Genomic DNA, 11776 nt, shown 5'->3' with positions numbered 1-11776 from the left:
GCCACCGTCGTGGCTGGTCGCGCCGTTCCCCGCGCCCCTGAAAAGACCGGGCGTGCCGCCTAGGGCCCGCACGGCTCTCGGGAGCCGGGTCCCGTCAGGGGGCGCGAGGAACTGCGCGACCGGCCCCCGCCGGGCCTGGGGCCCGAAAACTGACAGCAACTGCCCCGCTGGGGCCGGTTCTGAGGCCGCGCCACCGTCGTGGCTGAGCGCGCCGTTCCCCGCGCCCCTCAAAAGACCGGGCGTGCCGCCCAGGGCCCGCACGGCTCTCGGGGAGCCGGGTCCCGTCGGGGGCGCGAGGAACTGCGCGACCGGGCCCCGCCGGGCCTGCGGCCCGAGAACCCACAGCAACTGCCCCGCCGGCGCCGGTTCTGAGGCCGCGCCACCGTCGTGGCTGGTCGCGCCGTTCCCCGCGCCCCTCAAAAGATCGGGCGTGCCGACCTCGGTGAGACAACCGCGCGGGGCCGCGCCCCCAGAGCGCCCACCTTCGGGAGGTGGACGTCGTAGGGGCGCGGCCCGAAGGGGATTAGGCGCGGGCGGCGCGGCGGGCGAGAAGGGCTTCGCGGCGCTCGTCGAAGCGGGTGGCCTGTTCGTTGAGGCCGCCCATGAAGAGGCCGAGCTCCTGCTGGGCCTGGAGGCCCTCGGGGCCGAGACCGGAGATCTCGAGGACCTTGAGGTGGCGCAGGACGGGCTGGAGGACGTCGTCGTGGTGGATGCGGAGGTTGTAGATGCCGCCGATGGCCATGCGGGCGGCGGCCCGCTCGAAGCCGGGCATGCCGTGTCCCGGCATGCGGAATTCGACGACGACGTCACGGATGGCCCGCATGGCGAGGTCGGGAGCGAGCTCGAGGGCGGCGGCCAGGAGATTCCGGTAGAAGACCATGTGCAGGTTCTCGTCGGTGGCGATCCTGGCGAGCATCCGGTCGCACACGGGGTCACCCGACTGGTGTCCGGTGTTGCGGTGCGAGACGCGGGTGGCCAGCTCCTGGAAGGCGACGTACGCCACGGAGTGGACCATGCTGTGCCGGTGGTCGTGCTCGAAGCCCTCCGACATGTGCTGCATGCGGAACCGTTCCAGCTCGACCGGGTCGACGGCGCGGCTGGTCAGCAGGTAGTCGCGCATGACGATCGCGTGCCGGCCCTCCTCGGCGGTCCAGCGGTGCACCCAGGTGCCCCAGGCGCCGTCACGGCCGAAGAGTGTCGCGATCTCGTGGTGGTAGCTGGGCAGATTGTCCTCGGTGAGCAGATTGACCACGAGGGAGATCCGGCCGACGTCCGTGACCTTGGACTGCTCGGGGGCCCAGGCTTCGCCCCCCATTATTCCGTCGAAATTGCGGCCGTCGCTCCACGGCACGTACTCGTGGGGCATCCACTCCTTGGCCACGCCGAGGTGCCGGTTGAGCTCCCGCTCGACGACCTCCTCCAGCGCGTAGAGCAGCGTCGCGTCGCTCCAGACGTCGGGTTGGGCACGGTCGGGCGAGGTCAGGGTCACGGGGGCTCCTGGGGACGGGAGAGGGGACGGACATGGGACGGGGGTGTACGGGACCCGCACGGGCTGTACGGATCGTACGGACGTACGTACGCGACATGCGGTCGGTCGGTCGTACGGCGCCGCGGACGGATCCACGGGCACATACGCACGGCCTGCGGGTGCAGCGGAGATTCGCACCTACGCCTACGTAAGTTACGCAACCGTAGGTTAAGGCGGCGTAAGAAGGCAACCAGCCAATATGGCTGCACCGGCCACCCACCTCGCGTCGAGCCGGACCCGGCGGCACGGCGAGACCCGGCGACAGCCCTTGGCCCGACCGGAGGCACGCCCTCCGCCGACCGGAGGGCAAGCCTCCGCCGCCCGCCGTGAAAGCCCTTCGCCCGCCTCCCGTCGCACCCGATAAACTCCGCCCTCTTATGAGTGCCACTCTCGTCGCCAAGAATCTCGCCGCCGGACACGGCGACCGTGTCCTGTTCTCCGGCCTGGACCTGGTCGTCGCCCCCGGCGACGTCATCGGTCTGGTCGGCGCCAACGGCGCGGGCAAGTCCACGCTGCTGCGGCTGCTCGCCGGGCTCGACACGCCCGAGGACGGGACGCTGCGGCTCAGCCCGGCCACCGCCACCGTCGGGCATCTGCCGCAGGAGCCCGAGCGGCTGCCGGGCGGGGAGAGCGTGCGGGAGTTCCTGAGCCGCCGCACCGGGGTCACCGCCGCCCAGGCGGCCCTGGACGCCGCCACCCAGGCGCTGGTGGACGAGGCCCCGGGCGCCGACGACGCGTACGCGACCGGACTCGACCGCTGGCTGGCGCTCGGCGGCGCCGACCTGGACGAACGCGCCGAGGAGGCCGCTGCCTCGCTCGGCCTGGGCGTCGACCTGGACCAGCCGATGTTCTCGCTCTCCGGCGGCCAGGCCGCCCGCGCGGGACTCGCCTCGCTGCTGCTCAGCCGCTACGACGTCTTCCTGCTGGACGAGCCCACCAACGACCTCGACCTCGACGGCCTGGAACGGCTGGAGAAATTCGTCGGCGGCCTGCGCGCCGGTACGGTCCTGGTCAGCCACGACCGCGAATTCCTCACCCGCACCGTCACCCGCGTGGTGGAGCTGGACCTCGCCCAGCAGCAGGTCAGCACCTTCGGGGGTGGCTACACCGCCTATCTGGAGGAACGCGAGACGGCCCGGCGGCACGCCCGCGAGGAGTACGACGAGTACGCCGACACCAAGGCCGGACTCGAAGCGCGGGCGCGGATGCAGCGCGGCTGGATGGACAAGGGCGTCAGGAACGCCATGCGCAAGGCGCCCGACCACGACAAGATCGCCCGCAAGGCGCGCGCCGAGGGCAGCGAGAAGCAGGCCGCCAAGGCCCGGCAGACCGACCGGATGATCGAGCGCCTGGACGTGGTCGAGGAGCCGCGCAAGGAGTGGGAACTGCGGATGGAGATCGCCGCCGCGCCCCGCTCGGGCGCCGTGGTGGCCACCCTGCGCGGCGCCCGCGTGCGCCGCGGCGACTTCGCCTTCGGGCCGGTCGACATCCAGATCGACTGGGCCGACCGGGTGGCCATCACCGGCGCCAACGGCTCGGGCAAGTCCACCCTGCTCGCGGCGCTGCTCGGCCGCCTCCCGCTGGACGAGGGCCACAGCGCGCTCGGCCCCGGCGTCCTGGTCGGCGAGGTCGACCAGGCCCGCGGCCTCTTCCGCGGGCAGGAACCGCTCCTCGACGCCTTCCGCGCCCCGGCGCCCGACATGGATCCGGCCGAGATCCGTACGCTTCTCGCCAAATTCGGCCTTAAGGCCGCCCATGTGCTGCGCCCCGCCGCGACCCTCTCGCCCGGCGAGCGCACCCGCGCCGCGCTGGCGCTGCTCCAGGCCCGCGGCGTCAATCTCCTGGTCCTCGACGAGCCGACCAACCACCTCGACCTGCCCGCGATCGAACAGCTCGAAGCGGCGCTGGCCGCGTACGAGGGCACGCTGCTGCTGGTCACCCACGACCGGCGGATGCTGGACGCCGTGCACACGACCCGCCGCGTCGAGGTCGCCGACGGCCGCATCACCGAGCGCTGAGCGAACCTTCGAGCGCGCTTGGCCCCGATTTCCCGAGGCGGCCCGCGCCGCGTTCCCGACGGCGCCCCCGGACCCTCCGGGCGGGAGGGAACCCGGTGGCGTCCGGCTGCGTCCCATCCATGACCGGACCCCGAACCGGCCGCCGGAGGAGGACACGATGCGCGCTCGGACATTCGCCGCTGCCGCCGCCGTACTGCTGGTGGCCGGTTGCGGAAGCGCGAGCGGCGTACGTGTCGGGTCGCCCGATCCGAGCGACAGCAGCACCCGGCCGGTCTGCGGTGACGTCACGGTCACGCCCGGCGGCGGGGCCGAAGGCCGCGAGGTCTGCCTGAGTGTCGGCAGCACCCTGCGGGTCGCCACCGCCCCCGGCGACCGGCCGCCCGGCGAGCGGGGCGCCGCCCTCTCCGAGATCTCTCCCGGCGTCTACCGAGGCGCGCGGGTGGGCACCGCCGAACTGAGCGGGTTCCGGCGCGCCTGCCCCGGCGCCACCCCCGGTGTCATGTCCTGCCATGCCATCGCGGGGTGGAAGATCACCGTCGACGTACGGTGATCGGCACCATCGCGGGACCCCGGGTCGGCAGTGGGGGCCGGCCCGGGTCCCGCGATCCCTTCGGTGCGGCACACCGGCGAGGTTGACCCGGTCAGCCTGCGGCGCGGCACGCCGACACGGCTGACGCCGACTCAGGCATCGGCGCGGCCCGGCCGGGCGGCGGGCGACAGGCCGTCCATCAGCAGGTCCAGCAGGCGGCCGGCCTTGGCCGCGCGCCCGGGCCGGGGGGCCACGGTGAAGATGCCGATGAGGGCGGCGGCGATGTCCTCGGCGGTGACATCGGAACGGAGGTCGCCCGCCGCACTGCCCGCGTCGAGCATCGTCGTGATGGCCGTCAGCAGCTCGGTCCGGGTCCGCGCATGGGTGATCTCGCCCGACTCGATCATCGCGAGGAGCGTGTCGAGCATGCCGTTCTTGGTCGCGATCCAGTCCCCGAACAGGTCCGTCCAACGCCGCATCGCCGCGGCCGGGGGCAGCTGACCGAGCAGCTCGCGGGCACCGGTCGTCAATCGTACGACTTGATCCTGGTAGACCGCGTCGACCAGCGACTCGCGGGTCGGGAAGTGCCGGTAGAGCGTGGCGATCCCGACCCCGGCCTCGCGGGCGATCGCCCGCATCGACGACTCGGCGTCGGCCGACATGAACACGCGGGTCGCCACCGCGAGCAGCTGGTCGCGGTTGCGGGCCGCGTCCGCCCGTGGCGCGCGGGGCTCCGCGTCCGCCAAAACGGATCGCGCTCCGTTTATGTTACGGTCATTCATGTAAACGGAGCATAGTCCGTTTCGGTGTGTTCCCTCGGTCCCAAGGAGACAGGCGCACATGAAGGCACAGAGCGATCAGCCTCCCACGGGCGGGAGCAGGGCGGTCCGGCTCGAGTCGTTCGGCGGCCCCGAGGCCCTGGAGGTCCGCGAGGTTCCCGTCCCGCAGGCCGGTCCGGGACAGATCCGCGTACGGGTCACCGCGGCCGGTCTGAATCCGATGGACTGGATCATGACCGCCGACGCGGACACCGCCGCCCGGTTCGGCCTGAGCCTGCCGGCCGGGTTCGGAACCGACTACGCCGGAGTGGTCGACCTGGTCGGTGCCGAGGTGAGCGGGTTCGCCCCCGGCGACCGGGTGTTCGGGGGCGCCCTGTCCCGCGCGGTCGCCGACTTCGTGGTGATCGACCCGGCCGGGGGGACGGCGGCGAACGAGGCCCACCACACGCCCGACGGCGTCGACGACCGTACCGCCGCCACCCTCACGATCGCCGGCCGTACGGCATCCGCCGCCCTCGCCGTCATCGATCCGGGCCCGGGCGACACCGTGCTGATCGGCGGCGCGGCGGGCGGGGTCGGGGTCTTCGCCGTCCAACTGGCCCGGATCGCGGGAGCGCGCGTGATCGGGACGGGATCGGCGGCGTCGGCCGACTATCTGCGCGAGCTCGGGGCGGAGCCGGTCGTCTACGGCGACGGCCTGGCCGACCGGGTCCGATCGCTCGCTCCCGGCGGCGTCACGGCCGCCGTCGACCTGCACGGCGTGGAGACCGTGCACGCCGCCAGGGAACTCGGCGTCCCGGACGGTCGCATCTGCGCCATCGCCGCGCAGGTCGACGGGGTGCCCGCGGCCAACGGCGCGAACGCGGCTCCCGGCGCTCTGGAGGAGATCGCCCGCCTGGTCGCCGCGGGCCGGCTCCGGGTGCCGATCGCGGAGACCTTCCCGGTCGAGCGGATCCGCCGGGCTGCCGAGCTCCAGGCCGGCAGGCACGTGCGGGGCAAGGTCGTCATCGACCTCTAGGGCCTGGCCGTGGCGACGGCGAACGTGGTGCCGCCTTCACCGATGCGGCGGGGAGGGCTTCCCGCCCCTGTGGGGCCGGGGCGGGAAGCCCTCCCGTCGCCGGGTATCGCCGATCCGGAGGACCCCGGCGGACGACGGGCTAGCCGACGTTGACCGCCGCGTCGTCGATCAGGAACGACGTCGCGAGGCTGGAGTCCTCGGTGCCGGTGAACTTCAGAGTGACCGTCTGTCCCGCGTAGGACGACAGGTTGACCGACCGCTGCACGTAGCCGGTGCCCTTGTTGAGGTTGGAGTACGAGGCCAGCGTGGTGCTGCCCGCGGCGACGGTGAGCTTGTCGTACGCCGTGGTGGTGCTGGTCTCCTGGCTGCTGACGTAGAGGTAGAAGGTGAAGGTGGCGCTGGTGCAGGAGGCGGGGATCGTGACCGACTGGGAGAGCGTGTCGGTGTGGGTGGTCCCGTAGCCGTTCAGCCACGCCTTGTACGAGCCGCTGTGGGCGGGGGCGCCGGTGCTGTTGTCGATGACGCCGGAGGACGTCGTCCAGCCGGTGTTGCCGCTCTCGAAGCCGGGGTTGGTCAGGAGCTGCGCGCTGGTGCAGCCGCCGCCGCCCGACCCGGTGACCGTCCAGGTGAAGGACGCGCTGCCGGAGGCGCTGGTGGTGTCCGTGGCGGTGACGGTGACGTTGTACGTGCCCGCCGCCGTCGGGGTGCCGCTGATCAGACCGGTGGAGGAGTTGATCGACAGACCCGTCGGCAGGCCGGAGGCGCTGTAGGTGAGGGTCTGGCCCGAGGCCGAGTCGCTGGCGCTGATCTGGAGCGAGGCCGCGGTGTTGACCGCGGTGGACTTGGCGCCCGGGTTGGTGACCGTCACCGTGTTGCCGCCGGTCGAACCGCCGTTGGTGAAGGCGGCCGTGCCGTTCGGCGTGCCCAGCCCGGTCGGCCCGTCGTATCCGGCCTTCGCGGTGCACAGGTAGGAGCCGCCGCACGAGCCGTTGGAGCCGCTGGTGACGTCGTTCAGCGAGCCGGTGTGGGAGTACGGGTAGGAGGCGGGGGTGGTCCCGGCCGCGGGGGTGCCGGCCAGGGCGTAGACGGAGGCGATGATCGGCGACGAGGCGCTCGTGCCGCCGTAGACCTGCCAGCCGGACGCCTGGTAGCTGTCGTAGACGGCCAGGCCGGTGGCCGGGTCGGCGACGGCGGAGACGTCGGCGATGGTGCGCTTGGCGCAGCCGGTGTCGGTCTGCCAGGTGGGCTTGGCGTCGTAGGCCGAGCAGCCGGAGCCGGTGCCCTCGGTGCTCGAGGTGTTCCAGACGGACTCGGTCCAGCCGCGGGTGGTGCCGCTGGCCCGGCTGAGCGCGGTGCCGCCGACGGCGGTGACGTACTTGGACGCGGCCGGGTACTCCGCGCCGTAGCCCTCGTCGCCGGAGCTGACGGTGATGGCGACGCCCGGGTGGTTGAAGTACTGCGAGTCGGCGGTGGTGTCGGAGGAGTCCTCGCTGCCGCCGTAGCTGTTGGAGACGTACTTCGCGCCCTGCGTGACCGCCTGGTTCACCGCGGTGCCCAGGTCGTCCATGCTCGCCGAGGTGGCCTCGACCAGCAGGATGTGGCACTGCGGGCAGACCGCGCTGACCATGTCCAGGTCGAGTGAGATCTCACCGGCCCAGCCGGAGTCGGCGCTCGGCAGCGACGTGGTCGAGCCGTTCTGGTTGATCTTCTTGAAGCAGCCGTTGGCGGTGGTGCAGGCCGGCAGCCCGTACTGCGCGCGGTACGTGCTCAGGTCGGCCGCGGCGTTGGGGTCGTCCTGCGCGTCCACGATCGCGACGGTGGCTCCGGCGCCCGCGGACGACGGCAGTGCGTACGCGCTCTGGAGGTCGGTGGGGCCGTAGCCGGAGGGGGTGGCGTTCGGGGTGATGCCGAGGTGGTGGACGACGTCGGTACGGGTCAGCGCCATGCAGGCCATCTGGCCCTTCTTGGCGGGAACGGCGCACAGGCGCTGGGTGGGAGCGGCCGACGACGCGGACGCGGACGCGCCGGACGACGTGCTCGCGGCCGTGCTCGACGACGCGGAGGTGTGCGACGACGCGGCCGTGCTCGACGACGCGGAGGTGGCTGCCGCGCCCGACGCCGGGGTGCTGGCGACGGACGGCGCCGCGGTGGCCAGCAGACCGCCGGTGACGAGAGCCGCCGCCGACAGTACGGCGACCGCCGTGCGGCGGACGGCCCGTCTGGCCCGGCCGGGGTGTGACGACTTCAATGAACTGCCCTCCATGGGGGGATCGGCTCCCGAGGGCGTCCGCCGCTGACCTTCATGTCAAGGTCATGACAACCGATCATGCGACGGCGACGCCTGGGACTTCGTGTGGCGCACGTTCACTGGTGATCCGGATGTCATCTACTGCCGACTGCCACCACCGTGAGTGGTGACCGATGCTGAACGTAGTGACCGAGGGCCCAAGTAACTACCGGCCTATGGCAAAGAGTTGCCCTCGGATCGGCCTGGATCCGACCCCGGCTCGCTTCCGCAAGTCGATCTCCGCCGTATACCTTGTGGCGCCATGGAGACGGAGGAAGAACCGGTCAACGACCTTGTCGCGCTGGGTCTCGCGCGGTACGAGGCGCGGGTCTATCTCGCCCTCGTGCGACGCGAGTCGTACACGGCGGCGGAGGTCGCGCGGGCGGCGGACGTACCCCGGCAGCGGGTGTACGACGTGCTCGACACGCTGGTACGGCGGCGGCTGGCGACCGCGCACCCCGGCCGGGTCGCCACCTTCTCGGCCGTCGCGCCGGAACTGGCCGTCGCCCGCCTCATGGCCCTTCAGCGCGAGACCCTCGAACGCCTCGACCGCGTCTCCTCCGCGCTGACCGCCGCCCTCGTCCCGGTCTGGGCCGACGGCCGCACGCAGACCGTGCCGATCGACTACGTCGAGATCCTGCGCGACCCCAAGTCGATAGCCGAGGCGTTCACCGACATCCAGGGCCAGGCCAAGACCGAACTGCTCAGCTTCTGCAAACCGCCCTTCGTCGCCCCCGCCGCGAACACCCCCGGCATCAAGGTGGTACGTCGGCTGCGCCGCTCGGGCGGCTCGGTGCGGGCGATCTACACCCACGACTCGCTCGACGACACGGAGGTGCTGGAGAACGTACGGCGCTTCGGCGCGGCGGGCGAGGAGCACCGTTTCACCTCCGCGCTGCCGCTGAAGCTGGTGGTCGCCGACGCGTCGCTGGTGCTCTGCGACATGCCGGACCCGGTGGCCGGGACCGGCGCGACGACCGCGCTCTACATTGAGCACCCGGCGCTCGCCGCGTGCCTGCGGCTGGCGTTCCTCACCGTGTGGGAGAGCGCGGAAACGGTTCCGAACGCGCGGCCGTGACCCGTACGGCGGCTGCGGGGCGCCCTGTCGCCCGGCTGTCGGCCGGGCGGCGCTCGGCTGTCCGCCGGGCCGGCCGGCTCCCGTGGGACCGCTGTCCGCGAGCTGTCGGTGAGCTGTCGGTGAGCTGTCCGCGTCGCTGTCCCGAAGGCGACGCGGACCTGTGGCGAAGCCCACGGAACCCCTCGATCGCGCGGTCAGTGCCTATACAGTGACCGCGTGGCCGTGTTCCTGCTGGGAGTCAGTGCCGCGTGCTGCCTCGGCCTCGGTTTCGTGTTGCAGCAGCGTGCGGCCGCGCGTGCCTCGCTCGCGGACTTCCTGTCCTTCCGGCTGCTGCTGCACCTGGTGCGGATGCCGGACTGGCTGCTCGGTGTCGGCCTCATGGTCTGCGGCCAGGTGCTCGGAGCCGTCGCCCTCGTCTACGGCGAGGTCTCCCTGGTCGAACCGCTCACCGCCACCAATCTGCTCTTCGCCATGGCGCTCGCCCGCTGGCTCACCCCACGCCAGTCCCTCGGCCTCAGCGGCTGGGGCGGCGTCGTCCTGCTCGCCCTCGGCGTGACCGCCTTCATCGTCGCGGGCCAGCCGGAGGGCAGCGCGGCCGAGGCGGGGGCGCTGCGGCACTGGCTGGTCTTCGGCATCGTCGCCGGGCTCGCGCTGCTGCTCACCGGCGCGGCCAAGCGGCTGCCGCCGTCCTCCGAGGCCACGCTCCTCGCGCTGGCCGCGGGCCTGCTCTACGGGCTCCAGGACGCCCTCACCCGGATCTGTAGCCAACTGGCCGGTGACGAGGGTGTGGCCGCCCTCGCCGTGCACTGGCAGCCGTACGCCATCGCCGTCATCGGCCTCACCGGCATGCTGCTCGTCCAGAGCGCCTTCGAGACCGCCTCGCTGCGGATGTCGCTGCCCGCGCTGACCGCCGCCCAGCCGCTGGCCGGAATCGCCTGCGGCATAGGTTTCCTCGGCGACCGCCTGCGCGTCACCCCCGGCGCCCTCGCCTGGGAGGCCGCCGGTCTCGCCGCCATCACCATCGGCGTGATCCTCCTCGGCCGCCACCCGGCCATGCCGCCGGGCGCCGCCGACCGCGTGGCGGTGGGCGCGACCCGCATGCGCTGAAGCCTTCAGCCGGGCCGTGAGGGGACGCCCGCGACCCCTGCCTCCACTCCGCCGGGGACCGCGTGCGGGTGACCCGTACGCGCTGAGCCCTGAGGGCGACGCCCGCGACACCAGCCTCCACTCCGGCGCGGACCGCGTGCCGGTGTGACCCGTGTGCGCTGGGCGTTCAGCCGGGCCGGTCATGGGGACGCCTACAGTCCCCGCGCCCACTCCCACGCGGCCTCCGTGCCCAGGAAGCGGCCGATGTCGGCGACCTCGGCCGTGATGCCGGCGGCGACCGGGGCGGGGAGGGGGCCGGTCAGCGGCTCGACGCGGAGCGTGAGACGGCGGCCCTGCCAGGTGTGGCGCCAGGTGGCGACCACCGCGCCGTCGCGCAGCACGCAGGGCATGAGCATGCCGCCGCCCGTGGCGATACGGGTCGCGAAGGCCGGGTCGAGCAGGGCGTCGCGGTCCTGGTAGCCGAGCAGATACGGGTCGAAGTGCCCGGTCAGCCGTACCTGCGGCCGGTCCGCGGGCCGCGCCGGAGGCGGCGCCGTGCCGGCCGCCGCCCACAACGGCTCGCCGTCTGGGCCCGCGACCTGCGCGAGCCGGTCCGTCGCCGCGCGGTGGCCGCGCCTGGCCTGGCCCAGGGACAGGCCGGACCAGCGCGCGAAGTCGGCGACCGACGCGGGGCCGTAGGCGGTGGCGTGCCGGACGGCCAGTTCGGCCAGCGCGTCGTCGCCGGTCGGGCCGTCGTCGGGGACGTCTTTCAGCCACCGCTCACGCAGGACATACGTGGACACGTCGGCCGCCGCCTCGGGGCCGCGGCACAGCACGCCCCTGGCCGCCGCGAAGAGTACGAGGTGCGCCGGGGCCTGGCCGCCCGGGTCCACGGCCACCCCCTCCGCCGCGAGCAGGTCGACCAGTTCGGCGCGCGGTACGGGCGGCCGGTCGGCCAGCACCCGCTCCAGGGCGGGCAGCGCCCGCTCGCACAGCTCCTCGTCGAGGCCCAGCCGGGCGCGGCGCCCGCGGTACGCGTCGGCCGCGCGCGGGCCGAGCAGCGCGGTCAGCCAGCGGACGTCCTCGGCCGCCACCGCGTGCAGGGTGCCGCGCATGAGCCAGGTGCGGACGACGGCGCGGCGGTCCGCGCCGCACGCCGTGTCCACGTCGGCCGCGGTCGGCGCTCCGTGGGTGCCGCCGGTCCGCGCCCTGACCTGGAGGCGGCACGCCTTCGCGTCCTGCGCCTGGAGACCGGCCGAGAGCCGGACGGCGTCCGCCACCGTACGATCGCTGCCGCTGCCGCTGCCGCTGCCGCTGCCGCTGCCGCTGCCGCTGCCGCTGCCGTCGCTTTCGCCCGCGCTGCCGCCCGCGCCGTCGCTTCCGTCCTCGGTCAGGCCCTGGGAGCGGGCCCGCCAGCGGCGGACCTCGGCCGTCGTGAGCCGTGCCATCGACT

At 73.4% G+C, this 11776-nt stretch carries 9 protein-coding genes; 5 read left to right on the top strand and 4 right to left on the bottom strand.

Going from position 1 to position 11776, the window contains the following annotated elements; translation table 11 throughout:
* Nucleotides 1-523 precede the first annotated feature (523 nt).
* Nucleotides 524-1489: an acyl-ACP desaturase gene (locus ACZ37P_RS11885; protein ID WP_355339410.1), complete on the bottom strand. Its 966-nt coding sequence runs from the start codon at nt 1487-1489 to the stop codon at nt 524-526.
* A gap of 416 nt (nt 1490-1905) precedes the next feature.
* Between ACZ37P_RS11885 and ACZ37P_RS11880 the strand changes: the two genes are divergently transcribed.
* Nucleotides 1906-3546, top strand: a complete 1641-nt coding sequence (locus ACZ37P_RS11880) for an ABC-F family ATP-binding cassette domain-containing protein (RefSeq protein WP_467346259.1) — start codon at nt 1906-1908, stop codon at nt 3544-3546.
* 157 nt (nt 3547-3703) lie between these two features.
* Nucleotides 3704-4096: a hypothetical protein gene (locus ACZ37P_RS11875; RefSeq protein ID WP_391051392.1), complete on the top strand. Its 393-nt coding sequence runs from the start codon at nt 3704-3706 to the stop codon at nt 4094-4096.
* A 131-nt stretch (nt 4097-4227) separates the two neighbouring features.
* Here ACZ37P_RS11875 and ACZ37P_RS11870 read toward each other — a convergent pair whose 3' ends face one another.
* Nucleotides 4228-4857, bottom strand: coding sequence for a TetR/AcrR family transcriptional regulator (locus ACZ37P_RS11870; protein WP_467346257.1), 630 nt, complete (start codon nt 4855-4857; stop codon nt 4228-4230).
* Between the two features lie 58 nt (nt 4858-4915).
* On the opposite strand from ACZ37P_RS11870, the gene ACZ37P_RS11865 reads away from it, so the two are divergent.
* A complete protein-coding gene (locus tag ACZ37P_RS11865) occupies nt 4916-5872 on the top strand; it encodes an NADP-dependent oxidoreductase (RefSeq protein WP_467346256.1) in 957 nt (318 codons plus the stop codon).
* A 139-nt stretch (nt 5873-6011) separates the two neighbouring features.
* On the opposite strand, the gene ACZ37P_RS11860 is transcribed toward ACZ37P_RS11865, so the two are convergent.
* Nucleotides 6012-8120, bottom strand: a complete 2109-nt coding sequence (locus ACZ37P_RS11860; RefSeq protein WP_467346254.1) for a putative Ig domain-containing protein — start codon at nt 8118-8120, stop codon at nt 6012-6014.
* 301 nt (nt 8121-8421) lie between these two features.
* Here ACZ37P_RS11860 and ACZ37P_RS11855 point away from each other — a divergent pair, with 301 nt between their 5' ends.
* Both ACZ37P_RS11855 and ACZ37P_RS11850 read left to right on the top strand, forming a co-directional pair.
* Nucleotides 8422-9237 carry a TrmB family transcriptional regulator gene (locus tag ACZ37P_RS11855; RefSeq protein WP_355339430.1) on the top strand — a complete coding sequence of 272 codons (816 nt, stop codon included), beginning with the start codon at nt 8422-8424 and terminating at the stop codon, nt 9235-9237.
* Nucleotides 9238-9453: 216 nt separating this feature from the next.
* Nucleotides 9454-10344, top strand: a complete 891-nt coding sequence (locus ACZ37P_RS11850; protein ID WP_355339433.1) for a DMT family transporter — start codon at nt 9454-9456, stop codon at nt 10342-10344.
* Nucleotides 10345-10535: 191 nt separating this feature from the next.
* Here the strand turns inward: ACZ37P_RS11850 and ACZ37P_RS11845 are convergent, their stop codons facing one another.
* Nucleotides 10536-11771 carry a winged helix DNA-binding domain-containing protein gene (locus ACZ37P_RS11845; RefSeq protein WP_467346251.1) on the bottom strand — a complete coding sequence of 412 codons (1236 nt, stop codon included), beginning with the start codon at nt 11769-11771 and terminating at the stop codon, nt 10536-10538.
* Nucleotides 11772-11776: the final 5 nt, after the last annotated feature.

This window comes from Streptomyces sp. NPDC024632 (genome assembly GCF_055559175.1).
Note: the sequence above shows the minus strand (reverse complement) of the source record. Positions and strands in the feature narration are given on the sequence as shown.

Coding starts and splice junctions, on each gene's coding strand:
- ACZ37P_RS11880 (WP_467346259.1), top strand. CDS start 1,906: ATGAGTGCCACTCTCGTCGCCAAGAATCTCGCCGCCGGACACGGCGAC.
- ACZ37P_RS11875 (WP_391051392.1), top strand. CDS start 3,704: ATGCGCGCTCGGACATTCGCCGCTGCCGCCGCCGTACTGCTGGTGGCC.
- ACZ37P_RS11870 (WP_467346257.1), bottom strand. CDS start 4,857: ATGAATGACCGTAACATAAACGGAGCGCGATCCGTTTTGGCGGACGCG.
- ACZ37P_RS11865 (WP_467346256.1), top strand. CDS start 4,916: ATGAAGGCACAGAGCGATCAGCCTCCCACGGGCGGGAGCAGGGCGGTC.
- ACZ37P_RS11855 (WP_355339430.1), top strand. CDS start 8,422: ATGGAGACGGAGGAAGAACCGGTCAACGACCTTGTCGCGCTGGGTCTC.
- ACZ37P_RS11845 (WP_467346251.1), bottom strand. CDS start 11,771: ATGGCACGGCTCACGACGGCCGAGGTCCGCCGCTGGCGGGCCCGCTCC.